General features: G+C 68.4%; 25 protein-coding genes and 1 tRNA gene. 11 read left to right on the top strand and 15 right to left on the bottom strand.

The window, feature by feature from the left end; all coding sequences use genetic code 11:
- Window positions 1-33 precede the first annotated feature (33 nt).
- Both D8670_RS14240 and D8670_RS14235 read left to right on the top strand, forming a co-directional pair.
- Window positions 34-567 (top strand): Rrf2 family transcriptional regulator, encoded by a 534-nt coding sequence (locus tag D8670_RS14240; protein ID WP_121818791.1) that lies wholly within the window; start codon window positions 34-36, stop codon window positions 565-567.
- Window positions 568-704: 137 nt separating this feature from the next.
- Entirely contained in the window at window positions 705-1,859 is a 1,155-nt protein-coding gene (locus tag D8670_RS14235) for an NAD(P)/FAD-dependent oxidoreductase (RefSeq protein ID WP_121818790.1), read from the top strand.
- A 254-nt stretch (window positions 1,860-2,113) separates the two neighbouring features.
- On the opposite strand, the gene D8670_RS14230 is transcribed toward D8670_RS14235, so the two are convergent.
- Both D8670_RS14230 and D8670_RS14225 read right to left on the bottom strand, forming a co-directional pair.
- Window positions 2,114-2,935, bottom strand: coding sequence for a nucleoside phosphorylase (locus D8670_RS14230; RefSeq protein ID WP_121818789.1), 822 nt, complete (start codon window positions 2,933-2,935; stop codon window positions 2,114-2,116).
- Window positions 2,936-2,985: 50 nt separating this feature from the next.
- Window positions 2,986-3,387, bottom strand: coding sequence for a helix-turn-helix domain-containing protein (locus tag D8670_RS14225; protein WP_121818788.1), 402 nt, complete (start codon window positions 3,385-3,387; stop codon window positions 2,986-2,988).
- A gap of 354 nt (window positions 3,388-3,741) precedes the next feature.
- On the opposite strand from D8670_RS14225, the gene D8670_RS14220 reads away from it, so the two are divergent.
- The 3 genes from D8670_RS14220 to gfo6 all read left to right on the top strand — a co-directional run bounded on the left by D8670_RS14220 (window position 3,742) and on the right by gfo6 (window position 6,307).
- Window positions 3,742-4,173 carry a hypothetical protein gene (locus D8670_RS14220; RefSeq protein ID WP_121818787.1) on the top strand — a complete coding sequence of 144 codons (432 nt, stop codon included), beginning with the start codon at window positions 3,742-3,744 and terminating at the stop codon, window positions 4,171-4,173.
- 134 nt (window positions 4,174-4,307) lie between these two features.
- The gene (locus tag D8670_RS14215) at window positions 4,308-5,099 is read left to right on the top strand and encodes an SIMPL domain-containing protein (protein ID WP_121818786.1); all 792 of its coding nucleotides are present in this window, start codon (window positions 4,308-4,310) and stop codon (window positions 5,097-5,099) included.
- 143 nt (window positions 5,100-5,242) lie between these two features.
- Entirely contained in the window at window positions 5,243-6,307 is a 1,065-nt protein-coding gene (gene gfo6 / locus D8670_RS14210) for a D-xylose 1-dehydrogenase Gfo6 (protein ID WP_121818785.1), read from the top strand.
- A gap of 20 nt (window positions 6,308-6,327) precedes the next feature.
- Here gfo6 and D8670_RS14205 read toward each other — a convergent pair whose 3' ends face one another.
- The 8 genes from D8670_RS14205 to D8670_RS14170 all read right to left on the bottom strand — a co-directional run bounded on the left by D8670_RS14205 (window position 6,328) and on the right by D8670_RS14170 (window position 14,499).
- Entirely contained in the window at window positions 6,328-6,981 is a 654-nt protein-coding gene (locus tag D8670_RS14205) for a hypothetical protein (RefSeq protein ID WP_121818784.1), read from the bottom strand.
- A gap of 78 nt (window positions 6,982-7,059) precedes the next feature.
- Window positions 7,060-7,809, bottom strand: coding sequence for a GNAT family N-acetyltransferase (locus D8670_RS14200; protein ID WP_121818783.1), 750 nt, complete (start codon window positions 7,807-7,809; stop codon window positions 7,060-7,062).
- 244 nt (window positions 7,810-8,053) lie between these two features.
- Window positions 8,054-8,124 (bottom strand) — tRNA-Gly (locus D8670_RS14195).
- Window positions 8,125-8,255: 131 nt separating this feature from the next.
- Window positions 8,256-9,278: an NAD(P)/FAD-dependent oxidoreductase gene (locus tag D8670_RS14190; RefSeq protein WP_121818782.1), complete on the bottom strand. Its 1,023-nt coding sequence runs from the start codon at window positions 9,276-9,278 to the stop codon at window positions 8,256-8,258.
- Window positions 9,279-9,364: 86 nt separating this feature from the next.
- The gene (locus tag D8670_RS14185; RefSeq protein WP_121818781.1) at window positions 9,365-9,997 is read right to left on the bottom strand and encodes a class I SAM-dependent methyltransferase; all 633 of its coding nucleotides are present in this window, start codon (window positions 9,995-9,997) and stop codon (window positions 9,365-9,367) included.
- A gap of 24 nt (window positions 9,998-10,021) precedes the next feature.
- Window positions 10,022-12,136 carry a type II secretion system F family protein gene (locus tag D8670_RS14180; RefSeq protein WP_121818780.1) on the bottom strand — a complete coding sequence of 705 codons (2,115 nt, stop codon included), beginning with the start codon at window positions 12,134-12,136 and terminating at the stop codon, window positions 10,022-10,024.
- On the bottom strand, window positions 12,136-13,821 hold the full coding sequence (locus D8670_RS14175; RefSeq protein ID WP_121818779.1) for a type II/IV secretion system ATPase subunit: 1,686 nt from the start codon (window positions 13,819-13,821) through the stop codon (window positions 12,136-12,138). Before D8670_RS14175 ends, D8670_RS14180 begins: the two co-directional genes overlap by 1 nt.
- 72 nt (window positions 13,822-13,893) lie before the next feature.
- Window positions 13,894-14,499, bottom strand: a complete 606-nt coding sequence (locus tag D8670_RS14170; protein ID WP_121818778.1) for a DUF7549 family protein — start codon at window positions 14,497-14,499, stop codon at window positions 13,894-13,896.
- 220 nt (window positions 14,500-14,719) lie between these two features.
- On the opposite strand from D8670_RS14170, the gene D8670_RS14165 reads away from it, so the two are divergent.
- Window positions 14,720-15,193, top strand: coding sequence for a DUF5793 family protein (locus tag D8670_RS14165; protein WP_121818777.1), 474 nt, complete (start codon window positions 14,720-14,722; stop codon window positions 15,191-15,193).
- On the opposite strand, the gene D8670_RS14160 is transcribed toward D8670_RS14165, so the two are convergent.
- Window positions 15,190-15,825 (bottom strand): RAD55 family ATPase, encoded by a 636-nt coding sequence (locus tag D8670_RS14160; RefSeq protein WP_121818776.1) that lies wholly within the window; start codon window positions 15,823-15,825, stop codon window positions 15,190-15,192. The two genes, D8670_RS14165 and D8670_RS14160, sit on opposite strands and share 4 nt — an antisense overlap.
- 209 nt (window positions 15,826-16,034) lie before the next feature.
- Here D8670_RS14160 and D8670_RS14155 point away from each other — a divergent pair, with 209 nt between their 5' ends.
- Together D8670_RS14155 and cdd are read left to right on the top strand one after the other, a co-directional pair.
- A complete protein-coding gene (locus D8670_RS14155; protein WP_121818775.1) occupies window positions 16,035-17,414 on the top strand; it encodes a phosphohexomutase domain-containing protein in 1,380 nt (459 codons plus the stop codon).
- A 92-nt stretch (window positions 17,415-17,506) separates the two neighbouring features.
- Complete coding sequence (gene cdd, locus D8670_RS14150; protein WP_121818774.1) at window positions 17,507-17,893, top strand: cytidine deaminase; 387 nt, start codon at window positions 17,507-17,509, stop codon at window positions 17,891-17,893.
- Window positions 17,894-17,947: 54 nt separating this feature from the next.
- Here cdd and D8670_RS14145 read toward each other — a convergent pair whose 3' ends face one another.
- Window positions 17,948-18,361, bottom strand: a complete 414-nt coding sequence (locus D8670_RS14145; RefSeq protein WP_121818773.1) for a hypothetical protein — start codon at window positions 18,359-18,361, stop codon at window positions 17,948-17,950.
- Window positions 18,362-18,492: 131 nt separating this feature from the next.
- A complete protein-coding gene (locus D8670_RS14140; RefSeq protein WP_121818772.1) occupies window positions 18,493-19,110 on the bottom strand; it encodes an RAD55 family ATPase in 618 nt (205 codons plus the stop codon).
- Between the two features lie 160 nt (window positions 19,111-19,270).
- On the opposite strand from D8670_RS14140, the gene D8670_RS14135 reads away from it, so the two are divergent.
- Together D8670_RS14135 and D8670_RS14130 are read left to right on the top strand one after the other, a co-directional pair.
- On the top strand, window positions 19,271-19,786 hold the full coding sequence (locus D8670_RS14135) for a GNAT family N-acetyltransferase (protein WP_121818771.1): 516 nt from the start codon (window positions 19,271-19,273) through the stop codon (window positions 19,784-19,786).
- Window positions 19,787-19,912: 126 nt separating this feature from the next.
- The gene (locus tag D8670_RS14130) at window positions 19,913-20,335 is read left to right on the top strand and encodes a DUF7344 domain-containing protein (protein WP_121818770.1); all 423 of its coding nucleotides are present in this window, start codon (window positions 19,913-19,915) and stop codon (window positions 20,333-20,335) included.
- 40 nt (window positions 20,336-20,375) lie between these two features.
- Here the strand turns inward: D8670_RS14130 and D8670_RS14125 are convergent, their stop codons facing one another.
- On the bottom strand, window positions 20,376-20,570 hold the full coding sequence (locus D8670_RS14125; RefSeq protein ID WP_121818769.1) for a cold-shock protein: 195 nt from the start codon (window positions 20,568-20,570) through the stop codon (window positions 20,376-20,378).
- Window positions 20,571-20,661: 91 nt separating this feature from the next.
- Here D8670_RS14125 and fen point away from each other — a divergent pair, with 91 nt between their 5' ends.
- Window positions 20,662-21,642, top strand: a complete 981-nt coding sequence (gene fen / locus D8670_RS14120; RefSeq protein WP_121818768.1) for a flap endonuclease-1 — start codon at window positions 20,662-20,664, stop codon at window positions 21,640-21,642.
- On the opposite strand, the gene D8670_RS14115 is transcribed toward fen, so the two are convergent.
- Window positions 21,639-22,784, bottom strand: coding sequence for an ABC transporter ATP-binding protein (locus tag D8670_RS14115; protein ID WP_121818767.1), 1,146 nt, complete (start codon window positions 22,782-22,784; stop codon window positions 21,639-21,641). The two genes, fen and D8670_RS14115, sit on opposite strands and share 4 nt — an antisense overlap.
- Between the last annotated feature and the right edge of the window lie 27 nt (window positions 22,785-22,811).

The raw sequence follows: 22,811 nt of genomic DNA, 5'->3' as shown, positions 1-22,811 counted from the left end.
GGATTTAAGAATATCTATTACGAAGGATTCCCCATGTCATCGATCGAGCTCACCCCTAGTCAGAAAACTATCCTAAACGCTTTGATAAATCTCCACCGGGAGACGGAGGACGCTGTAAAGGGCGAGGACATCGCCGAGGAGGTCGACCGGAACCCCGGCACCATCCGCAACCAGATGCAGAGCCTGAAGGCGCTCCAGCTGGTTGAAGGCGTCCCCGGTCCGAAGGGCGGCTACAAGCCGACCGCGACGGCGTACGAGGCCCTGGAGATCCAGCAGATGGACGAGCCGGCCGCGGTCCCGCTGTTCCACGAGGGCGAGGAGGTCACCGAGGCCAACGTCGAGGAGATCGACCTGAGCAGCGTTCACCACCCCGAACTCTGTCGCGCCGAGATCCACCTCCAGGGCTCCGTCCGGGACTTCCACGAGGGCGACTCGGTGACGGTCGGGCCGACCCCGCTCTCGAAGCTGCTGATCGACGGCGTCGTCGACGGGAAAGACGACACCAGCAACATCCTCATTCTCCGGATCGAGGGAATGGAGGCGCCGGCCGGCGAACCCGATCACTGATCGTCTCCGCTCCTTTCTCTCTTCTCCCCGCCCGTGCAGCGGCGGCCGTCGCGGCCGCGGACCGAGCAGTGTGGTACCACTAACCACCGGATGCGTGTTTCAAAGGCTTTGTATCAGAGGGTGCCCGATTTCGAGTCATGACAACGAAGGTCGTCGTGCTCGGCGCGGGTTACGCCGGTGCGGGCGCTATCAAGCAACTCGAAGAGGAACTGGATAGCACTGCGGAGCTGACGTGGGTGTCGGAGACCGACTACCACCTCGTCCTCCACGAGTCCCACCGCTGCATCCGCGACCCGTCGGTCCAGGAGAACATCACGATCCCGGTCGACGAGATCAAGTCGCCGACGACCCGCTTCGTTCAGGACGAGGTCACGGGCCTGGACGTCGACGACCGAGAGGTGGAGCTCGCGAGCGGCGACACGATCGACTACGACTACGTCCTCGTCGGGCTCGGCAGCCAGACCGCGTTCTACGGCATCGACGGCATGCGCGAGAACGCGCTGACGCTGAAGAGCCTCGACGACGCCCTGGAGATCCACCAGTCGGTCAAGTCCGCCGCCCAGAAGGCGACGCGGAACGACCCCGCGCAGGTCGTCATCGGCGGCGCCGGCCTCTCGGGCATCCAGAGCGCCGGCGAGGTCGCGGAGTTCCGCGACAAGCACCAGGCACCCATCGACATCTACCTCGTCGAGGCGCTGGAGGAGATCTTCCCCGGCAACGACCCCGAGGTGCAGGGCGCGCTCCGCAAGCGCCTGCAGCAGGCCGACGTCGAGATCCTCACCGACGACCCCATCGTCGAGGCCAAAGAGGACGCCATCCACTTCGACGAGGGCGACCCGCTGGAGTACGACGTGTTCGTCTGGACCGGCGGCATCACCGGCCGCGACGCCCTGGACGACGCAGACCTCGACAAGGAGCACAACCGCGTCAACGCCGACGCGACGTTCCAGACCAGTGACGAGCGCGTGTTCGCCATCGGCGACTCCGCGATCATCGAGCAGAACGACAACCCCGCCCCGCCGACGGCCCAGGCCGCCTGGCAGGCCGCCGAGGTCGCCGGCGAGAACATCGCCCGCGCCGTCCAGAACCGCCCGCTCAAGTCCTGGACCCACAAGGACAAGGGGACGGTCATCTCCATCGGCGACAAGGCCGTCGCCCACGACGTGCAGGGCGTCCCGATCAACACCTTCGGCTCGTTCCCCGCCGAGACGCTGAAGAAGGGCATCGCCGCCCGCTGGATCGCCGACATCGCCGGCGTCGGCCGCGCGGCGAAGGCCTGGGGCGATCTTTAACGACCTTTTGCGCTGCGTGACGGGAAACACGGCGCTATCGCGCCGGTTTCCCGAGACTCGGCAAAAGCTCGACCAAAATCACTTCGTCACCGCCTCGCGACGGCTTCGCCGTCCCTCGACGGTTCCTCGGACCGTTCGTTCGCTTCGCTCACTCACGGGTCTATCGGTTATCCGTAGGCCTGCCCTCCCCCGACTCGGAACACGCTTCGCGCGGCGAAGCGGTTCCTCGCGGCCGAACGACGGTAGAAGAGCCGTCAGTCCAAACTCAGCTCGGCGTGCCACTCGTCGACGCCGGCTTCGGCCTTCTTCTCGTCCATCTTCGCGAGGAGTTTGACGGCGAGCGAGGCCGTCTCGGCGGCGCGGCTCTCGCCTTCGGTGCGGAACTCGCCGGTCTCGCGGTTGGCGTAGACGGAGCAGACCGCGCCGGCCCGGAGGCCGTAGATGTTCGCGAGCGTGAGGATGGCGCTCGCCTCCATCTCGAAGTTCGTGACGTTCGCCTCCTTCAGGCTCTCGATCAGTTCGTCGCTGCCGGCGGCCTCGAACCCCTCGAACCCGGGGCGGCCCTGGCCGGCGTAGAAGGAGTCGGTGCTCGTCGTGATGCCGGTGTGGTAGTCGTAGCCGAGGCGCTCGGCGGCGGCGACGAGCGCGGAGACGACTTCGTGGTTCGCGTTGGCGGGGTAGTCCTCGCGGACGTACTCCGCGCTGGTACCCTCCTGACGGACCGCGCCAGTCGTGATGACGAGGTCGCCGACCTCGGCCTCGGGCTTGATGGAGCCGCAGGAGCCGACGCGGATGTAGGTGTCGACGCCGATGCGGGCGAGCTCTTCGACGGCGATGGCCGCGGAGGGGCTGCCGATGCCGGTCGAGGTGACGCTGATCGGCGCGCCGTCGTAGGAGCCGGTGACGGTGCGGTACTCGCGGTGGTGGCCGCGCTCCTCGGCCTCGTCCCACAGGGCCGTGATCTTCTCGATGCGCTCGGGGTTCCCGGGCAGGAGAACGGCGTCGGCGACGTCGTCGGAGGCGACGCCGAGATGGTACTGTACGTCTTCGTTCGGGTCCTCGCTGTCCCCTGGCATGCGCGGGGTTTCGAGAGGGACCGCTAAATAGCCCTGCGGTCGACGCCGCGTCACTCGGCCGCCTGCGATTCCTCGGCCCGGCGGCGGTACTTCTCGCGGAACTCGTGGATGAGCTGGCCCATCTGCGCGTACCAGTCGTTCAGGAGCCGCTGCATCTCGTCGGCCAGCTCGTCGGGGTCCGTGGGGTAGAAGACGTGGTAGTAGCCGCCTTGCTTGTAGTTCACCTGCTCTTTCTGGACGAAGCCGGTGTTGACCAGCCGCTGGATCGACCGGTAGGCCGTCGACCGCTCGCGGTCGACCCGCTCGGCGACCTCGTCGACCGTCAGCGGCTCCGCGCTGTCGACGAGCACCAGAAAGCACTCGCGGTCGAGTTCCTTGAGGCCGTGGAGGCAGTGCAACAGCCCCTCGCACTCCATCTCCCGTTCGAGGTGGTCCGACATCGAACCAGCCATTTTACGCCGGGGATACGGTCCTGCCCGGTAAAGGACTTGCGACGAACGGGCACAACCACGCCCGCAGCGCCCCCGACGACTGCGATATTCACGCCCAAACGTCTCGACGGCGTCGTGTACCGATGCCCCCGGCACACCGACTGATCGCGTGTGGGTGCGGGAAGCAATACTCCGTCGCCGGGCGCCGTGGACTACGCTGAGCGCCGCAGTCGCCACGATACCCAGTCCGCCCGACGGCGGACGGTGACGGTCGTGCGCGAAAGCTTACCACCAGCGCGGTGCTTATACGTGGGCGGCCGCTTAGGATTATCTGAAGATATACTCTCACGGCAGAGTATAACTGATAGTATTAGAATGTTCGACGATGACCCCATCCCTGTTCGCGAAGAGCCCCCCGAGTACCCCGCCGAGTTCCGCGGTCAGCGGCTGCTCGGCGTCGACGCCTACCACTTCGCTCACTACTGGCGCGGCGACCGTATCGAGATCGTCGAGCGGACGAACGTCCTCCGCACCGAGGACGGCGACGCCCGGCTCGAAGCCGAGTTCGAGACGAAGGGGTTCGTCGCCGTCGACCGCATCCCCGGCGGGCCGGCGACGTACCTCCGCGAAATCGGGACCTACCTCGACGGCGTCGCGGACGACGCCGACCCGGTGTACGCCGCCGACGACTCGCAGTGGGAGCGAGTCACCGACTACGCCCGGTCACTGGCGTCGTCTTCGACCGATCCGAGTGCCGCCGACCGGTCGTACGGGGCCCGCTCGCGGTTCGGCCGGAACCACGGCTGAACGGGAACTCGCCGTCTCCCGACCGGTGGTCCGCGTCACGAAGGCAACGCACAGTGAACCGTAGCTATCCGGCCGGCAGGCGGTAACGACTCGGCGGTTTCGCATACGACCCTCGGCGTCGTAGTTCGACGGGCATGGTTCAGCACCTCACTCGCAAAGCGATACTCGCGGTCGCACTGTGCAGCGTCCTCGCCGTCGCCCCCGTCGCCGGGCTCGGAACGGCCGGTCCGGTCGACGCCGCGATACAGGAGGACGGTAACGAGACCGACGGTAACCAGACCGCCGCCAGCACCGAGGGCACGATTACGGTCACGGCGACCGGGGAGGCACAGGCCCAACCCGACGCCGCGGTCCTGTTCCTCGCGGTCGCCGCGACCGCCGAGACGCCGGAGAACGCCACCCGACAGGCTGCGGAGAACGCGTCTCGCCTCCGGACCGCGCTCACCGAGGCCAACGTCTCCGAGGATGCGGTCCGCACCACCGACTACAGCGTCTATCAGGAGGGGCGCTTCGACCCCCGTAACGCGTCCGGCGACTACGTGGCCGAACAGGGCTTCGCGGTCGAAGTGGACAACGTCAGCCGTGCCGGCGAACTCCTCGACGTGGCGACGTCGAACGGTGCGTCCGCCGTCCGGGGCGTGCAGCTCACCCTCTCAGACGAGACCCGCAGCGAACTCCGCAACGAGGCGCTCTCGAACGCCGTCGACAGCGCTCGGTCCCAGGCCGACGCTATCGCCGCGAGCGCCGACCTGCAGATCGACGGCGTTCACTCTGTCTCGACCGTCGAACCCCGGTTCGGGCCGTTCGAAGCGATGACCGAGGACGCGGCGCGTGAAGGCGCCAGTACCCAGATAGATCCTGGCCCGCTCACCGTCAGCGCGACGGTCGAGGTGACGTACCGGGCGACCAACGGAAGCGCGGCGTAACCGTCGGACGCCGCCGGCGTCGCGGCGTTTCGCTGCCGTCGCAGTTCACCCGCTGGCGCGGCCTTCGCGGCGCGTCGTGCGCCACCGACGCATTTCCTGCCAAGAATTAACACGCTTCTGGGCCGTAGTCGCGAGTATCAGATATGGATCTCGGGAGCTACTTCGAGGGGTTCACCCGCCGCGACTGGGAGACGACCGACGGGGGGACCGTCCGGATGGCGGTCGTCGGTCTCGGGGGGTTCGCGCGGAACCGCGCGCTGCCGGCGATCCGGGACGCGGAGTTCTGCGAGACGACGGTCCTCGTCAGCGGTTCGCCGGAGAAAGCCCAAACCCTCGCCGACGAGTACGGCGTCGCTCGGACGCTCACTTACGAGGCGTTCGAGGACGGGGAGGGCGCCGACGCCTACGACGCCGTCTACGTGTCGACACCGCCGGCGTACCACGACGACTACGCCGAGGCCGCCGCGCGGCTCGGCAAGCACGTCCTCTGCGAGAAACCGCTCGCGGCGGACGTCGACGCCGCAGAGCGGATGGTCCGGGCCTGTAATGACGCCGGCGTCGTACTGATGACCGCCTATCGACTCCGCACGGAGCCGTCGATCCGGCGGATGCGCGAGGCGATCCGCGACGGGGTGATCGGCGACCCGGTGCAGGTCCACGGCGGTTTCTCCACCCGATTGCTCGAAAACGTCGGGCGGGACACGTGGCGGCTCGACCCTGCGGTCGCTGGCGGCGGCGCGCTGATCGATCTCGGCATCTACCCGCTGAACACGAGCCGGTTCCTGCTGGATGCCACCCCGGTCAGCGTGCAGGCCGACACCACCTCGCCGGGCCCGCCGTTCGACCTCGTCGAGGAACACGCCGCCGTGCTCCTGACGTTTGTCGGGGGCACGACGGCCTCCTGTACCGCCAGCTTCAACGCGCACCCGGACAGCCGACTGCAGGTGCTCGGCACCGACGGCCAGGTCCTGATCCGCGACCCGTTCGGAGGTCACACCGCCCAGGAGATCGTGATCGAGCGCGGCGACTCGCGCACGGAGTACACCGGTCCGGTCGTCGACGAGGTGCGCGAGGAGTTCGACTACTTCGCCAACTGCGTCCTCGACGGCGGCGGCTGCGAGTCCGACGGCGAGGAGGGCCTCGCCGACCTCCGGATCGTACAGAACGCCTACCGGGCCGCCGAAACCGGCGAGGAACGACTGCTCTGAGTACTGCTTCTCCCGCCAGCCTACTCGGCCGCGGTGCCGCCCTCCGCGCGGGTCAGGTAGGTCACGTACAGCAGGGCGTCCGTCTTCAGTTCGTAGTCGACGTCGACGTGCAGGTCGTTGTAGTTGAACGGCTCGGCGACGACGTGGTAGCCGTTGGGCGTCTCCCGCCACGTGGCCACCGTCGTCCGCTCTGACAGCGCCGAGACGATCCGCTCGCGGTCCGCCGCCGACGCGTCGTCGAGGTCGAAGACGAACCGCGTCTCGTCTCTCGCCGCCGGCTTCTGCAGTTCGGACTTCCAGTACCCGTCCACCCGCTTGAACTTCCGCGGCGCGACCTCGTCGCCCTTGAACCGGTCCCGGACCCAGTCGTCGGTGCGCTCACGGAAGTTGAAGAAGGCGTCCACGGCGTTTCGCGCGTTGGCGGTGACGTACAGGCGGAAGGTCAGCGACTCGCCGAATTCGGTCTGGTATCCCCGCGTCAGGGTCCGGAGCCTGTCGTACTTGCGGCGGACGTCCGCCTCGTCCCTGACCACTTCGCGGAACGTGACCTCGGACCCGCCGTCGACGTGTGGGTTCTCCTTCGACCGCGCGATGGCGAGAAACAGGTACACGCGGTTCTCGTCGAACTCGCAGTACGCCTCCAGGTCGGCGACGGCGTCGTCGGCGTCCTCCATCGCTCGTCGGTTCCGGGCCGTCGGTCTTGAAGCTACCGCGGGGACGAGAGGCGGTACCACGCCGCGGCTCTCGCCGCCTCAGACCAGTTCGGGCTGGCTGAGCATGACGGCCATCTGCTGCTCGGCGACGTACTCGTCGTCGATCTTGTAGTGCGCCCGCCGGATCGCTTCGGTCTCCCAGCGGTGCTGCTCCAGGAACCGGACCGCCTCCTGGTTCGTCGCCGGCAGGCTCTGGTACACCTTCTCGTAGCCGCTCGACTCGGCCCACTCGAGGCCCCGCTCCATGAGGTGGCTCCCGATGCCGTGGCCGCGGTACTCGTCGAGGACCCCGATCGTCAGCTCCGCGGTGTGTTGCAGCTTCTCGAAGTTGGGCGACTGGAGGTGGACCCAGCCGACCACGTCGCCCGCGACGGTCGCGACGAAGAACGTCCGCGACTCGACGTCGTTGTTCCGGAAGACGACCTCCTCGTGGTCGAGCAGGTCCACCACGGTCTCGGCGGTCAGGTAGGCGTCCTCCTCCGCGACCTCGCGCATGACTCCCACCAGCCCCGTGAGGTCGGACTGCTCCGCCGGGCGGATGGTCACTTCGACCCCGTCGGCCTCGTAGGTCAGCTCCTCCCCGAGGTCGACCGCGATGCGATAGATCCCGTCGCGCTCTTCGAGGTATCCGTCCGCCTCCAGCGCCGAGAGCTCCTCGTCGATCCGGTCCCGGTCCATCCCGAACGCCTCGTCCAACTCGTCGCGCTCGACGGCCCCGTTGCGCTCGACGTGCTCGTACAGGCGCTTTCGGTCCTCGCTGTCGAACTGCAGTCGCTGTTGGGCCTGCATGGCGCGGGGAACTAGTTCGCGATGCAACATAGTCATTGTTGGTTGTTACCAAACACCAAGATTGCGGGCGGCGGGAACACAGAACGGGAGAAACGCTGTAGGGGGCCGACTCGAAGCAGAACTGATCGGCAGAAAGTGCGCCGGCCGGGGTTTGAACTCGATGGCGAGACTCGCTACGCTCGTCTCGCGTAGTTCAAATCACCGGCGTGACGGTGATGTCTCTCACGTCCGTTCGAGACAATCATGCGCCGGCCGGGATTTGAACCCGGGCCATGAGCTTGGAAGGCTCAGGTCCTGCCACTAGACCACCGGCGCTCGTTCGCTATGCTCACTCGCGCCGTGGATCGACGGACTCCGTCCGTCTCAACACCGGCGCGCTTCGCTCACTCGCGCACGCAAGCGCTCACCCACCGCTAAATCGCCCTGCAATAAGGGTGTTATCCTTTTCAGTCGTCGCCGTGGGCGCGGGCGGTCTCGCGGAGGTCCGGCGAGATGGCGGGGACCTCGGCCTCGTCAACCGCCTCGTCGAGTTCGTCCAGCGACTTCGGGAAGGTCCGGAGGTCCTTGTGGATCGCGATGCCGGCCTTCGCGCCCTGGCCCATCGCGACGGGGATCTGGTTGTGGCCGGGCGTCAGGTCGCCGACGGCGTAGAGGCCGTCGACGCTGGTGCGGCCGTGGTCGTCCACCGCGACGGTGCCGTCGTCGTTGATGTCGGCGCCGAGGTCGGCGGCGAGGTCGTTGTTGTAGTTCGACCCGTACATCGGGAACCCGCCGCGGTACTCGCGGGTGGTGCCGTCCGAGAACTCCAGTCCGCCGAGCCAGTCGGGGTCGTCCTCGTCCTGGAACGTGCCGGTGACTTCCTCCTCGACGACGTCGACGGGGTGGGCGCGGAGGAGTTCGTCCGTCTCGTCGCTCCACGTGGGGTCGTCGCCGTCGAGCAGGAGGTCCACCTCGTCGGTGAAGTTGAGCATGATCATCGCCACGTAGGCGGCGCTGTCGCCGTGGCCCATCACGAAGACGGACTCGTCGACGAACATGTAGGCGTCGCAGTGGAGGCAGTAGTGCAGGCCGCGTCCCGTCCGCGGGAGCGGCGGGTCGGGCCGGGCGTCCGTGAACCCCGTGGCGAGGACGACGCGGTCCGCGGCGTACTCCCCGTCGCCGGTCTCTAACCGGAACAGCGGGTCCTCCGAGCCCCCGCTCACGTCGGTCACGTCCGTGACGAGTTCCTGACGGATGTCCGCGCCGTAGCCCTCGATCTGCGCTCTCGCGCGACCGAGGAGGTCGTTGCCCGACACGTCCTCGGTGACGCCGATGACGTTGTGCGTGTCGAGCATCATCGCGGCGCGGCCGCCGCCCCGGTCGATCAGGACGGTGTCGTGGCCGAGTCGCGTCGCGTACAGCGCTGTCGTCAGGCCGGCCGGTCCGCCGCCGACGACCGCCACCTCGTACTCCCGGAGTTCCTGGCTCATAACTACCAGATCGTAGACGTTCGGGAGGGATAAACCCAGAGCGGTCGTGCGGCGAGCGCGACCGGCCGCCGCGGTCGGCCGCCGTCTCACTCGACGACGGCGTAGCAGTTCCCGCTGGAGACGAACGATCTCCGGACGCCGAGGGCGCTCTCGCGGAGGTCCGCCTCGAACTCGTCGGGCGCGTAGATGTGGTAGAAGCGCGGCACGGTCTCGCCGCCTGGGAGCGTCCAGTCGACCGTCGTGTCGAACCCCGCCTCGGCGTCGAAGCGGTCGTGGGCGGTGCTCCACGCGCTGACGAGCGCGCGCCCGCCGGGAGCGAGGACGCGAGCGAGTTCGTTCAGGCTCGCGACGCGGGCGTCGCGCTCGGGCAGGTGGTGGATCGTGGCGACGTACACCGCGACCGAGACGGCGCCGTCGCGGATCGGCAGCGCGCTCGCGTCCGCCTGCACGAGGTCGGCGTCGAAGCCGCGTTTCGACGCCCGCTCGCAGGCGGTTTCGAGGAGCCCCCGACTGAGGTCGCAGGCGAGGACGCGGTCGCGCCGCTCGGCGAGGAGTTCCGCGTGGCGGCCGTTCCCGCAGCCGAGGTCGAGCGCGACGCCGCCGTCGGGGGCGTCACCGAGGAACGACTCGACCTCCGGCCAGGGGTACTCGCGGGTCTCGGCGAAGTGGCCGGCGATACGGTCGTAGGTGTCGCGCACCGCGGCGGGGTCCCGGTCCATGGACGGCGTTCGGGCCGAAGGGGCCTAAAGGATGACGAGGAAGGCCGCGTACGCCAGCGCGAGCAGGATGGCGGCGTGTTTCGCCCCGTCGCGCACGTCTCCCCCGCTCATCTGGCCTGCGACCATGCCGGAGAGCACCCCCTGGATGAGCGTCGTGTGGAAGAACACGAGCGTGTACGCACCCTCGTCGATGCTGCCGAGATTGCTGACCGTCTGGATCGCGCCGATGTTGCCGGCCCGGTCGCTCGTGGCGTTCGGCACGACGCTCCCCTCGGGGAGGTTCGGGATCAGCACGTTGTTCAGCGCGGCGATGATGACGAGGAAGACGCCGAACGAGACGTACACGACCACGAGGTAGGTGAGCATCTCCTGTCGGCGCTCGCGCTTGAGCCGCCGGTCGGCCTTCGCCTGCGCGGCCGAGATCCGCAGCACCGTGCCGAGGTTGCCGCTGGCGTTCATCGCCTTCGTCGTGAGCGTGACGACCCGCGAGACGGTCGGCGTGCGCATCCGCGCCTCGAAGCGCCGCAGCGCGGTCTCGACGTCCGCGCCCCACTGGATGTCGGCCCACACGCGGTCGAGTTCACGGTTGAGCGCGCCGAGTTCGCTCGTTCGGACGCGGTTCAGGCTCTCGACGACGGTCATCCCGGCCTCGTTGACGCTCGCGAGGCGGTCGAGGAAGTCGGGGATCGACGCCTCGATCGCCTCGATGCGGCGCTTGTGGACCTCGTAGGCGAGCGCGAACGTCCCGATGACGAACAGCCCAGCCTGGATGAGCAGGTCGTCGACGGCGGCGGGCGTCAGCCCGCCGGCCGCGACCGCCTGCGGGAGTCGCCACGCCGTGACGGCGACGGCAAGGGGGACCGTCACCCACAGCAGCGCGACCGGGCGGTCGAGCACCGTCTGGAGCGGTTGGCCGAGCCGGGTTCGCACCCACCGGAACCGCTGGTAGGCCCGGAGCCGCTCGACGTTGGGGTCGGCGGTGCGACCCTCCGTCGGCCCCCGTCCTCCGTCGGTCCGGGGTCGCGGCCCCTCGACGCGGCGGATGCCCGAGAGGTCGGACAGCGCCGACTCGATCTTCTCGGGGGTCGTCGCGCCGGTCATCGAGGCCATCACCGTGTCGAGATAGAGGATGAACCCGAGGTTGGCGAGTGGCAAGAGGAAGTACGCGAGCAACTGCAACACCGGGAGCGTGTCGTTGACCGTGATCCCGATGATGACGAGGATGGTTATCAGAAACAGCGGGCCGGCGACGAGCACCGTCACGTACGCCTCGGCCATCGTCGCGAGCAGGTTGAGCAGCTGTTCTTGCTGGGCCTCGGCCTCCTCCCGGTACTCCTCGTACTGCTGGCGGAGGAACTCGGAGAGGCTCCGTCCGCTCTGGAGGACGCCGGTGAGGTTCTCGCCGAACTCCCTGAAGTTCTCGCTGGGCGTCCGGCGGGACATCGTCTTGATCGCGGAGATCATGTCCATGCCGAACATGTCCATGTTCCGGACGGCGACCTGGACCTCGTCCGCGGCGGCCCCGTACACCCGGCGGTTGTCCGAGAGGATCCGCAACACCTTCGGAAACGCCATTCCGCTCCGGGAAAGCGCGTAGACGAACGCCACGGTCTGGGGCATGCTGGCGTCGATCCGCTCCGCGCGCTGTTCGGCCCGGTGGCGCGGGAACCACCAGCGCGCCCAGTAGGTGAGAACGCCCCCCGCCGTCCCGAGGGTGAGACCGGCGATGAGCAGGAGGCCGAACAGCTGTTCCAGCGGGACGGTCGTCACGCCGCCGAACGTCGCCAGCACGGAGAGACGGTCGGGCAGCACCGCGCGGAGGGTCTCGGGGTCGAGCGCGAGCAGGCGAAGGATCGCCCAGATGACGTACGTCGCGAGGACGCCACCCGCGAGCGCGGCGAGCGCGGCGTACAGGGCGGTCTTCGCCGCGTACACGCGAAACGTCGTCGGCATGTGCGCCGCGCGGAGCATCTGTCGGCGGCGGGCGCGCTTGCGACCCGTGTCGCTGACGTAGTCGCCGAAAAGCACCATCGCGAACCGCGTGACGATCCGTTCGGCGCGGGCGCTCAGCGGCGCGAGCAGCGCGGGCAGGAACGCGGCGACGGCGACGACCAGCGGGAGGTAGTTCGCGAGCGCCATCAGTCGGTCGGGAGGAGCTCCGACTCGGCGCCGTCGTCGATCGAGGCCATCGCGGCGTCCGGGTCGGAGTAGTACTCGTTTATCATCGCGGTGAACCGCCGGTAGTCCGTCACGTCGTTGTCCCAGAGGTATCGCAGGAACTCCCGGCGTCGCTGCAGTTCGCGCAGGAGCTCGGACTGGTCCCACCCGTTGTCGTCGCGGATCTCGTCTAAGACCTCGCTGTCGCCGCCCTCGAACGAGTCGTCGTCGGGGTTCCAGGAGTAGGCGTTCGAGTAGTCGAGCTCGCCGGTCCGCTGGTCGATCCCCTCTATCTCGGCGATCGTCTTGTTCCGGCGGACGCGCTCGTCCTCGAAGCGGGTGAGCGTCTGGACGCAGAGGACGTCGAGGCTCTGAACCATCGCCCGCGGGACGTTGATCGGCTCGTTCTCCAGTCGGTTGATCACCGTCCGTACGCTGTCGGCGTGCATCGTCGAGTACGTCGTGTGCCCCGTGTTCATCGCCTGGAACAGGGTGATCGCCTCCTCGCCGCGGACCTCGCCGACGACGATGTACTCCGGGCGGTGGCGAAGCGCCGACCGCAGGAGGTCGTACATGGTGATGTCGCTGCCCTCGGACATGCGGTCGCGGGTGACGCTGGAGAGCCAGTTGTCGTGGTACAGCGCGAGCTCGCGGGTGTCCTCGATGGTCAGCACCTTCGAGCGCGGCGGGATGAACATCGAGATGGCGTTCATCGACGTCGTCTTCCCCGACGCCGTGCCGCCGGCGAAGATGAGGCTCTTGTTGTTCTCGATAGCGAGCCAGAGATAGGCCATCTGGTCGACGCTGAACGTGCCGTACTCCAGCAGATCGACGGGCGTGAACGGCTCGTCGGCGTACTTCCGGATGGTGAACGCGGAGCCGCGGGGCGTCACTTCCTCGCCGAGCGCGAGCTCCGCGCGGCTCCCGTCCGGCAGCGTCGTCTCGACCATCGGGTCGCCGATGGAAATGTGCCGGCCGGAGTGCTGGGCGAGGCGGATGACGAAGTTGTCGAGTTCGTCCTGTCCGAACGAGACGTTCGTCTCGATGTCTGTGTACTCGTCGTGGTAGACGAAGATGGGGAGGTCGTAGCCGTCACAGGAGATGTCCTCGATGTGGGGGTCCCGCATGATCGGGTCGATCTTGTTGAACCCGCGGAACGCCCGGTAGAGGTAGTAAAACAGCTTGTAGAACGTCTGCATGTCGACCTCGGCCCCGTAGCGTTCGAGGTGTTCACGGAGCTCGTCGGCGAGCACCGACTCCACGTCGCCGTCGTCGACGTCCTGCCGGTAGACCAAGGGGTCGCGGATGTCGTCGAACAGCGCCTCCAGGAGGGCGTACTCGTACTCCTCCAGCTGCGGTTCGACGGCGTGGTAGACGTGCTTGTTCTCCTCGGGGTCGCGGTTTATCGACACGAACGCGAAGGGGGCGTTCACCCAGTACCGGTCTATCTCCTCGTAGCCGTCGAGGCCGTCGAACGTGACGAGGTTGCCGTGGCGGTCGGGGTCGTAGTTCTCCGGGTCGACGTTCGACCCGCGGAGCATCTCGACCGCGCGTCGGATCCGTCGTCTGACGGCGTCGAAGCGGCCGTCGTCGGAGTCCCGCGGCTCGGCGGCGGTCTCGTCGCGCGACGGCGCGTCGCTCGGCTGGGAGTCCTGGGTGTCGTCCATCTGTATGATCCGTATCTGAGAGGTTGCTACCGGATATTGCAGCGAGAGGACTTAAATTAGGCGGCCGACCGCTCACCGGTCGATCGTCAACAGGGTGCCGGCGAAGACGAAGTACAGCGCGGGGCCGAGCGGGACGAACAGCCCCGGGTAGTTCCGCCAGAGGAGGACGGTCGCCGCCGAGTACAGGACCGCGGCGACGAGGAGGAGGACCCCCATCAACCGCACCACGTCGACCGGGGCGGCGTCGAGGGCGTCGACCTCGAAGTACATGAGCAGGCTCAGGACGACCGCGGCGAGCAGCGCGAGGATGCCGACGGTCCACGCGACGTAGGCCCAGACCTGTCCGGCGTTCCCCGTCCCGAGGGCGTCGACGAGCGTCTCCACGGTCAGGCCGGTGTCCGTGGACCCGTAACGCGACTCCAGTTCGGCGGCGGCGTACTCCTGCTGGAGGCCGAGTTCGACGGCCCGCTCCAGCGCGTCGAACGGCGTGATGAGCCGGGTGCCGTCGAACTGCTCGGAGAACCCGCGGAGGTTCTCGTAGAGGAGGACCGGAAACCTGATGACGACGAACCGGGAGCCTCCCGGCGACCCGTAGGTGAACGACCACGGCAGCAGGGCTGAGAGCCAGGCGAAAAGCACCGCCGCTTCCTCGGCGTACTCGGAGCGAACCAGTTCCATGGTGGGTGGGGATACCCGCCGGACAAAAAACCTTCGAGGCGTTTGCGCGGCCGCGGCCTCGTCGGCGACCGGGGACCGCCGTTCCCGGCGACCGACCGACTGGGTCGGTCCCGACTGCCGGATCGGGCGACGCCGTCGAACTGTCAGCGTTCCGCGAGTCGGGCGTTCCCACCTCGGGCGTTACGTTCATACCCGCTGAGACCGTACAACGTGGTAGGGAATGAGGCGCGATTATTTCACGCTTGACGTGAGCGACGTGGACTGGGTGGACGAGGACGGCGAACCCGCGCAACCGACGGTCGAGATCGACTTCGAGGGCCCGGCGTCGACGCTTCGGGAGCGCCTCACGGGGCCCGACGGGGAGTTCCTCGACGCGGAAGGGACGGACGTCGCCTACCGACTCCAGTCCTCGCTCGACGCCGACGACGCAAGCGGCGTCGTGAGCGTCACGAACCGCATCACCGGCGACTTCATCATCGAACTGAACGAGGACGCGGACGACGTCCTCACGTTCATCCGCGCCGCCCGGCGCTACGGCGAGGAGTCGTCGGAGTCCGACGGTCGCTACGAGGTCCGCATCTACGTCGACGGGGAGGAGCTCGTCGTCTACGACAAGCGGACCTTCCTCGTGTACAACAGCGAGGGGAACCTGCTCCGACAGCACAGCCTCATTCCGAGCGGCGTCGAACTCTAAAACGACGTCCACTCTCCGTCCGCGTCGCCGAGGCCTCGTAGCCGGAACGACCGGTCGCCGTCACCGTTTCTCGTCTCTATCACCCCGTCGAACAGCTGCCGGACCGTGTGGTCGGTCTGGTCGTCGTGTGCCTCGCTGTCGAGGGTACAGACGCCGAGCCCGTTCGCCGAGCTGATCCGCCCCGTGAGGATGTGCAGGAAGCGGAAGACGGTCTTGACGTCGGCGTACATGAGCAGCTGGGACAGCGAGTGTAGGCCCGTCCGGACACCCAGTCCGCGGTCGGCGAACGTCTCGATCAGCCCGGAGCTGGCCATCCCGATGCCCGTCAGGTCTGCCGGTGAGGAGACGTAGCGGATCCGGTCGTCCCCGGACCGGCCGCCTTCCCGACCGGTGCAGTCGACGACGCCGAGCTCGGCTACCGAGTCGACGCCGGCGCGATCGGTGACGTGTGCGTGCACGCGGTCCGGTCCCTCCTTCGTCGTGACGACGACCGCGCCGTCGCCGTGGCGGAATCCCTCGGCGAGCAGCCGGATCAGCAGGTCGTACTTGCCCGTCATCGGCGGCCCAGTGACGAGCAGGTTCGTCCCGGGGGGGATCGAGTCGACTGGAAAGTCAGCGTCGACGGTGTACATGCCAGGTCAGTCGCGTACCGACGGTGGTCGCTTACCGACCCCCTACTAACCACACCCGCTTAAACCCAGGTGGTACACGTTAACGGTAATACTGGCCGACGGCGTGGCGTCGTCGCGCGGAGCACACTGCCGTGCGGGCGAAGTGTCGCCGTGGACGTGCGGCCGCGAAATCGCCCCAACCTAAGTACTCGGGACCGAAACGGGCAGGTATGACTCTGTTCGGAACTGCAGGTATCCGTGGCCCCGTCCGCGACGACGTGACGCCGGAACTCGCGCTCGCGGTCGGTCGCGCCGCGGGCGTGGACGGCGAGACGTTCGTCGTCGGCCGGGACGGCCGCGTCAGCGGGCCGGCGCTCTCGGCCGCAGTGGAAGCGGGACTGGAGAGCGCCGGCGCCGACGTGCGACGACTCGGGCAGCTACCGACGCCGGCGGTGGCGTTCGCCTCGCAGGGGCGACGCGGTGCCATGATCACAGCGAGCCACAACCCCCCGCAGGACAACGGGATCAAGCTGTTCGTCGACGGCGTCGAGTACGACCGCGAGGCCGAGGAGGCCGTCGAGCGCCGCGTCGAGGAGGGGACGTCGCCGGCCCCCTGGGACGAGTGGGGCGACGGCGAGGACCTCGACGTGCTGGGCGCCTACCGCGACGCGGTCGTCGGCTACGCCCGGGAGGCCGTCACCGACGCGGCGGAACCGCTCGACGGCCTCTCCGTGGCCGTCGACTGCGGCAACGGGATGGCGAGCCTCGCCACCCCGCAAGTACTCCGCGAGCTCGGCGCGCACGTCGTCGCGCTGAACGCCAACGTCGACGGCCACTTCCCGGGCCGCGAGAGCAAGCCGACGCCGGAGTCGCTCGCCGACCTCCGGGAGTTCGTCGGCGACGACGACGCGTTCGACTTCGGGATCGGCCACGACGGCGACGCCGACCGCATCGTGATCGTCGGTCCGGGCGGCGACGTGATCCACGAGGACACGGTCCTGGCGATACTGGCGCACCACTACGTCGAGACGAGCAACGCCGACGACCCCGTCGTCGTGACGACGCCGAACGCCTCGGCCCGCATCGACGACCGGGTGCGGGAAGCCGGCGGCCGCGTCGAGCGGGTCCGCCTCGGCTCCCTCCACGAGGGGATCGCCCGCGAGCGGGAGGCGGGCGACGAGTCGACGGAGATAGCCTTCGCCGCCGAGCCGTGGAAGCACATCCACACCCGCTTCGGCGGGTGGATCGACGGCGTGACCAGCGCCGCGGTGTTCGCGAGCCTCGTCGCGAGGGAGGGCGGCACCGCGCCGCTTCGCGATCCTGTCACCGAGCGCCCCTACCGGAAGGTCAGCGTCGAGTGCCCCGACGACCGCAAGGCGGCCGCGATGGAGCGGCTGGCGGAGAGCCTCCCCGAGCGGTTCCCGGAGGCCGACGCGAACACCGACTACGGCGTCCGGGTCGAACTCCCGGACAGCTCCTGGGTGCTCGTCCGTCCCAGCGGGACGGAGCCGTACGTCCGCGTCTACGCCGAGAGCGACGACGTTGACGACCTGATCGATACGGCCACCGACGCCGTCGAGGCCGCGGTCGAGGACGCCGGCGCGGCCTGAACTTCGGGCCCGGCCGTCGGCGGACCACTCTTCACCCGGCAAGGCCGTCGCACGTCGGTGCCTACTTTTCCCCGGCCCGCGAACCCCGTCCCATGGACGAACTGATCGAGGCGGCCCGCGAGGCCCTCGACGAGGCGTACGTCCCGTACTCCGAGTACCGCGTCGGCGCGGCGCTCCGGACCGAGGACGGGACCGTGTACACCGGCTGCAACATCGAGAACGCGAACTACTCGAACAGCCTCCACGCCGAGGAGGTTGCGATCGGGTCGGCCGTCAGGGACGGCCACACCTCGTTCGACCGCGTCGCGGTCACGTCCGACCGGCGCGACGGCGTCACGCCCTGCGGGATGTGCCGGCAGACGTTCGCGGAGTTCTGCGACGAGTCCTTCGTCGTGATCTGCGACGAGGGCGGCGAGACGACCGAGTACGAGCTCGGCGAGCTCCTGCCGAACACCATCACGCAGGACATGCTCGACTGACGGTCGTCGCGCGCCGCGGCGGCCCGTGCCGCGGCTCGCCGTCGACCCGCTCCGTTACCCGGTCTCCGGCCTGACGGAGTCGACGGTCGGCGGCGCGTGCAGGTCCGCCAGCTCCCCGGGGTCCGCGTCGACGCAGTACGTCGTGACGCGCTCCTCGTCGGCGTCGAGGCGGCCGGTCCAGGCGATCCTGCCGCCGCCGACCGCCTCCCAGTCGCCGCTCCCGCGGTCAGCGAGCGCGACGCTCGCAGGCACGGTCTCCTCGATGCGGACCGTCACCGGCTCGTCGTGGAGCGAATCGACCGAGAGCGCGACCGCGGGCTCCGGAAACGCGTCGGTGACGAGGCTCTTCTCGACGCGGACCCCCGCGACGACCACCGTGATCGACACGGACGGTTCCGCGGCGTCCGTCAGGTCACTGCCGGAATCGCTCGTAACCCCCATGTACCCCGCTGCACCGACCACGACCATTGTTATGGAGCGTTTACGCCCCGGATCCGAGTTCCGTTTTGGTATCGAAAATGAACTCGTGAAACGCCGTATAGAACGAAAGAATTCGCGGAGGGAGGTTCGGTATCGGGACCGAGGCGGCCCGACGGCGGTCAGGCGATGTCCCGGCTGTTGTCGACCGTGACGCGCCGCCGGAAGTCGAGCTTGAGCGCGGCCCGCGGGGCGTCGCCGCGGCGGAACTTCGGCACCGTCAGCCGCGTCCGGAGGCGGTCGCGCTCCACCTCCACCGACAGGTCGAAGATCAGGTCGGCCATGTACTCGGTCACGTCCCGTCCCTCGGGGACAGCGCGACCGTCGACGCAGTGGAGGACCGCGGCGCTCCCCTTCTCCCGGAGCACCTTCCGGAGGTCGACCAGCGCGGCGCGGTACTCCGACTCGCGCTCCAGCGGTGCCGCGGGGTCGACGACGATCAGCGTCCCGTCGGCGACCGCTCGGGCCAGTTCCAGTAGCTCCCGCAGCGGGTCGTCACCGCCGACGCCGCGGACGCGGACGGCCCCGGGGTCGGCGGTCTCGCGCAGGGCCGCCTCGACGGGCTCCGGTGCCCGTTCGGTCGTCACGTACAGCGTCCGCTGCTCGTTCGTGAGTTCGTACAGCAGCCGTTCCGACTGGCTGGCCGGCGGCGCGGACAGCGCCGCGACGCTGCCCGCCGGTATCCCCCCGTCGAGTTCCCTGTCCAGCATGTCGACGCCGGTTGCGAAGCACCCTCCCATCTCTACCACCGGTACCACGAATGTTACTATAGTTACACGCCGTTTAACGGCGCCGAGGGCGCCGGTATCGTAGTGATGAAGCGAGTCGAGTGACCGCGAACCGGCGGCCCGGGACTGCAACGACCGCCAGCGTGAAACCGGGCGCGGACGAACGGCCGCCATGGAGTTCGAGGTCCTCGGCTGGCCGCCGGACGGTCCCACGCTCGATCTCGACCACCGGGAGTTCAGCTACGCCGGCAAGTTCGTCATGTCGAACACGGGGAAAGCCGTGGTTCGCGACGGCGGATCGGTGGTCGCCGCCGCGGCGTTCAACGAGGACCGGACCGACGACTCCGTCCTCTGGATCCGGTACATCACGGCGAGACAGGACCGGCGGGGCGACGGGATCGGCCCTCGACTGGCCGACTTCGTGGCGGACGCGGCGGCGGACCGCGGCTACGACCGGGTCCGGATCGCGGTGAACAACCCGTTCGCGTACCGCGCGCTGTACAAGGCGCGGTTCGGCTACACCGGCGAGACGACCGGCATCGCAGAGGTCGTGCTGGAGCGCCCCGGCGACCCGAGCGAGGAGCGCTACCGCGCCGGACTGGACGAGTTCCGCGGCCGCGAGTCCCTGTCCGAGAGCGAGCGGGCGCTGCTCGCCGACGCGTCGGGGCCGCCGGATCCGGTCGCGTGACGATCCATTACCATTGTTAACGCGTGACAAATTTTATGTCCGGCGAGGTGAAACAGGTCCGCACGCGCGCTGCGAGCCTCGCAGTCCGACCGGCGCTCGCGCGAGCGCTCCCCGAGGTGATCCCCGATGGCAAACGAGGACGACCTTCCACCGGCCGAGACCACGAAACCGCCCGACGAGTGCGTCGACAGCGCCTTCCGGCAGGAGGCGTCGGTGTCGCCGGCGGACCTGTTCGGCGTGCTCGCTGACGACCGTACCCGGTACGCGCTGTATTACCTGATCGAGAGCGACGGCGCCGCGTCGGTCGAGGAGATCGCGTCGCGGGTCGCGGAACGAGAGCGCGCCGCGAGGCCGGCGACCGCGGACGCGACTCGACGCGTCCACACGAGCCTCTACCACGCGAAGCTGCCGAAGTTAGAGGACCACGGGTTCGTCGAGTACGACGTCGACGCCGGGACGGTAGAGACGACCGACCGGGCCGCGGAGCTCACGCCCTACCTGCGCGTCGCCGAGCGGTTGGAGAGCGACGAGTTCACCGAGCGCCCGTAGCGGTCGCTCCCCGCGGACGGTTCCCGCCGCTCCGACGCCGTCAGAGGCGTTCCAGGTTGACCGCTCGCGGCCCCTTGTCGGCCTGCTCGATGTCGAACTCGACCTCCTGTCCCTCCTCCAGGTCCGGGCCGCCGACGTCCTCCATGTGGAAGAAGATGTCCTCCTCCTCCTCGTCCGTCTCGATGAACCCGTAGCCCTTCCGGTCGTGGAAGAAGGCCACCGTTCCTTGTGGCATGTGAACTTCGTGCACAGTTCTCGCCACGGACGTATATAGCCATCGCCGGAAGTGCGACCTTTCAAACCGTTCCCGCCCCTACCCCGGCACAATGGGTAACTCGGACCTGCGCGACCTCGCCGTCATCGAGCCGGTCCCGTTCGACGACCTGAGCGGGGCCGTCGTCGGCGTCGACGCGCACAACTGGCTGTACCGCTACCTGACGACGACGGTCCGCTGGACGAGCGACGACGCCTACACGACCGCCGACGGGACGGAGGTAGCGAACCTGATCGGTGTCGTCCAGGGCCTCCCGAAGTTCTTCGATCACGACGTGACGCCCGTGTTCGTCTTCGACGGCGGCCCCTCGGAACTGAAGCAGGCGGAGATCGAGGAGCGCCGCGAGGCACGGGCCGAGCGCGAGGAGCGCCTCGAAGACGCCCGCGAGCGCGGCGACGCGGTCGAGGCGGCGCGGCTCGACTCCCAGACCCAGCGCCTCACCGACGTCATCCACCGGACGACGCGGGAACTGCTCCGTCGCCTCGACGTCCCCATCGTCGAAGCGCCCGCCGAGGGCGAGGCGCAGGCCGCCCACATGGCCCGACAGGAGGCCATCGACTACGCCGGGACGGAGGACTACGACGCCCTGCTGTTCGGCTCGCCCGTGACGCTCCGGCAACTGACCAGCAAGGGCGACCCCGAGCGGATGGACTTCCAGGCGACGCTCGACCGACACGACCTCACCTGGGAGCAACTGGTCGACGTGGGCATCCTCTGCGGGACGGACTTCAACGAGGGCGTCACCGGCATCGGCCCGAAGACGGCGGTGAAAGCCGTCAAGGAGCACGGCGACCTCTGGGGCGTGTTGGAGGCCCGCGACGCCTACGTGGAGAACGCCGACGTGGTGCGGACGCTGTTTCTGAACCCGACGGTGACGGACGACTACGAGTTCGACCGGGAGATCGACCCGGACCTCGCGGCCGCCCGCGAGTACGTCACAGAGGAGTGGGGCGTCGCTCCCGACGAGGTCGAACGCGGGTTCGAACGGATAGAAGAGTCGGTCAGCCAGACCGGGCTCGACCGCTGGACCTAGATCTTCGGTTCGAGCGTCTCGACGGAGTCGAGGCGGCGGTTCCGCAGGGCCTCGCCGGTGTTGCCGTCGAAGATGTGGATCGCCTCCTCCGGGATGTGCGCGACCGCCGGCTGCCCGGCTTCGACGTGACGCATCCCGCTGACCGTCACGGTGAACGTGCGCGTGCCGGCGCTCCCGTCGAACGTGAGGTGGATGTTGTTCTCGTCGCCCATCGGTTCGACGACGTCCACCGTCGTCTGGAAGTAGTGGTCGCCGCTCCCGTCGGACGTGAGTTCGATGTCCTCCGGCCGGATGCCGAGCGTGAGGTCCTTCTTCCCCTCGACGGCCTGCGCCGTCTCGGTGGAGAGCGGGTACTCGAAGTCGTCGTGGACGAGCGTCCGGTCCCGCTTCTCGACGTCGAAGAAGTTCATCGACGGCTCCCCGATGAAGCCGGCGACGAACTCGTTGTTCGGCTCGTGGTAACACTCAAGCGGCGTGCCGACCTGCTGGAGCTGGCCGTCGTCGAGGACGGCGATCTGGTCGCCCATCGTCATCGCCTCCGTCTGGTCGTGAGTGACGTAGATCGTCGTCGTGCTCAGGTCCTCCTGGATGCGCTGGAGCTCCGTCCGCATCTGCGCGCGGAGCTTCGCGTCCAGGTTCGACAGCGGCTCGTCCATCAGGAACACCTCGGGGTCGCGCACGATGGCGCGGCCCAGCGCGACGCGCTGCTGCTGGCCGCCGGAGAGCTCGCTCGGCTTCCGGTCGAGCAGTTCGGCGATGCCCATCATCGAGGCGGCCTCCTCGACGCGCGCCTGTATCTCGTCGTCGGGCATGTCCGTCGACTCCTCCAGCCCGAAGGCCATGTTGTCGCGGACGGTCATGTGCGGGTACAGCGCGTAGGACTGGAACACCATCGCGATGTCCCGGTCCGACGGCTTCTTCTCGTTCAGCAGCGTGCCGCCGAGGCGGATCTCGCCGCTCGTGACGGTCTCGAGCCCGGCGACCATCCGCAGCGTCGTCGACTTACCGCAGCCCGAGGGGCCGACGAGCACGAGGAAGTCCCCGTCGTCGATGTCGACGGACACGTCGTCGACGGCGACGATGTCGCTGCCGTCGTCGTCCGTGAATACTTTCGTCAGGTGGTCCAGTGTGAGTTCTGCCATGGTTGTTATCTCCGAAGTTCGATTTCG

This window comes from Halostella limicola, assembly GCF_003675875.1.
Lineage (GTDB): Archaea > Halobacteriota > Halobacteria > Halobacteriales > Natronoarchaeaceae > Halostella > Halostella limicola.
The sequence above is the reverse complement of the archived record's forward strand: the minus strand, read 5'-3'. Positions and strand labels throughout refer to the sequence as shown.

What these genes read in the sequence shown, in the direction of transcription:
- D8670_RS14240 (WP_121818791.1), top strand. Translation starts at nt 34, where the DNA reads ATGTCATCGATCGAGCTCACCCCTAGTCAGAAAACTATCCTAAACGCT.
- D8670_RS14235 (WP_121818790.1), top strand. Translation starts at nt 705, where the DNA reads ATGACAACGAAGGTCGTCGTGCTCGGCGCGGGTTACGCCGGTGCGGGC.
- D8670_RS14230 (WP_121818789.1), bottom strand. Translation starts at nt 2,935, where the DNA reads ATGCCAGGGGACAGCGAGGACCCGAACGAAGACGTACAGTACCATCTC.
- D8670_RS14225 (WP_121818788.1), bottom strand. Translation starts at nt 3,387, where the DNA reads ATGGCTGGTTCGATGTCGGACCACCTCGAACGGGAGATGGAGTGCGAG.
- D8670_RS14220 (WP_121818787.1), top strand. Translation starts at nt 3,742, where the DNA reads ATGTTCGACGATGACCCCATCCCTGTTCGCGAAGAGCCCCCCGAGTAC.
- D8670_RS14215 (WP_121818786.1), top strand. Translation starts at nt 4,308, where the DNA reads ATGGTTCAGCACCTCACTCGCAAAGCGATACTCGCGGTCGCACTGTGC.
- gfo6 (WP_121818785.1), top strand. Translation starts at nt 5,243, where the DNA reads ATGGATCTCGGGAGCTACTTCGAGGGGTTCACCCGCCGCGACTGGGAG.
- D8670_RS14205 (WP_121818784.1), bottom strand. Translation starts at nt 6,981, where the DNA reads ATGGAGGACGCCGACGACGCCGTCGCCGACCTGGAGGCGTACTGCGAG.
- D8670_RS14200 (WP_121818783.1), bottom strand. Translation starts at nt 7,809, where the DNA reads ATGCAGGCCCAACAGCGACTGCAGTTCGACAGCGAGGACCGAAAGCGC.
- D8670_RS14190 (WP_121818782.1), bottom strand. Translation starts at nt 9,278, where the DNA reads ATGAGCCAGGAACTCCGGGAGTACGAGGTGGCGGTCGTCGGCGGCGGA.
- D8670_RS14185 (WP_121818781.1), bottom strand. Translation starts at nt 9,997, where the DNA reads ATGGACCGGGACCCCGCCGCGGTGCGCGACACCTACGACCGTATCGCC.
- D8670_RS14180 (WP_121818780.1), bottom strand. Translation starts at nt 12,136, where the DNA reads ATGGCGCTCGCGAACTACCTCCCGCTGGTCGTCGCCGTCGCCGCGTTC.
- D8670_RS14175 (WP_121818779.1), bottom strand. Translation starts at nt 13,821, where the DNA reads ATGGACGACACCCAGGACTCCCAGCCGAGCGACGCGCCGTCGCGCGAC.
- D8670_RS14170 (WP_121818778.1), bottom strand. Translation starts at nt 14,499, where the DNA reads ATGGAACTGGTTCGCTCCGAGTACGCCGAGGAAGCGGCGGTGCTTTTC.
- D8670_RS14165 (WP_121818777.1), top strand. Translation starts at nt 14,720, where the DNA reads ATGAGGCGCGATTATTTCACGCTTGACGTGAGCGACGTGGACTGGGTG.
- D8670_RS14160 (WP_121818776.1), bottom strand. Translation starts at nt 15,825, where the DNA reads ATGTACACCGTCGACGCTGACTTTCCAGTCGACTCGATCCCCCCCGGG.
- D8670_RS14155 (WP_121818775.1), top strand. Translation starts at nt 16,035, where the DNA reads ATGACTCTGTTCGGAACTGCAGGTATCCGTGGCCCCGTCCGCGACGAC.
- cdd (WP_121818774.1), top strand. Translation starts at nt 17,507, where the DNA reads ATGGACGAACTGATCGAGGCGGCCCGCGAGGCCCTCGACGAGGCGTAC.
- D8670_RS14145 (WP_121818773.1), bottom strand. Translation starts at nt 18,361, where the DNA reads ATGGTCGTGGTCGGTGCAGCGGGGTACATGGGGGTTACGAGCGATTCC.
- D8670_RS14140 (WP_121818772.1), bottom strand. Translation starts at nt 19,110, where the DNA reads ATGGGAGGGTGCTTCGCAACCGGCGTCGACATGCTGGACAGGGAACTC.
- D8670_RS14135 (WP_121818771.1), top strand. Translation starts at nt 19,271, where the DNA reads ATGGAGTTCGAGGTCCTCGGCTGGCCGCCGGACGGTCCCACGCTCGAT.
- D8670_RS14130 (WP_121818770.1), top strand. Translation starts at nt 19,913, where the DNA reads ATGGCAAACGAGGACGACCTTCCACCGGCCGAGACCACGAAACCGCCC.
- D8670_RS14125 (WP_121818769.1), bottom strand. Translation starts at nt 20,570, where the DNA reads ATGCCACAAGGAACGGTGGCCTTCTTCCACGACCGGAAGGGCTACGGG.
- fen (WP_121818768.1), top strand. Translation starts at nt 20,662, where the DNA reads ATGGGTAACTCGGACCTGCGCGACCTCGCCGTCATCGAGCCGGTCCCG.
- D8670_RS14115 (WP_121818767.1), bottom strand. Translation starts at nt 22,784, where the DNA reads ATGGCAGAACTCACACTGGACCACCTGACGAAAGTATTCACGGACGAC.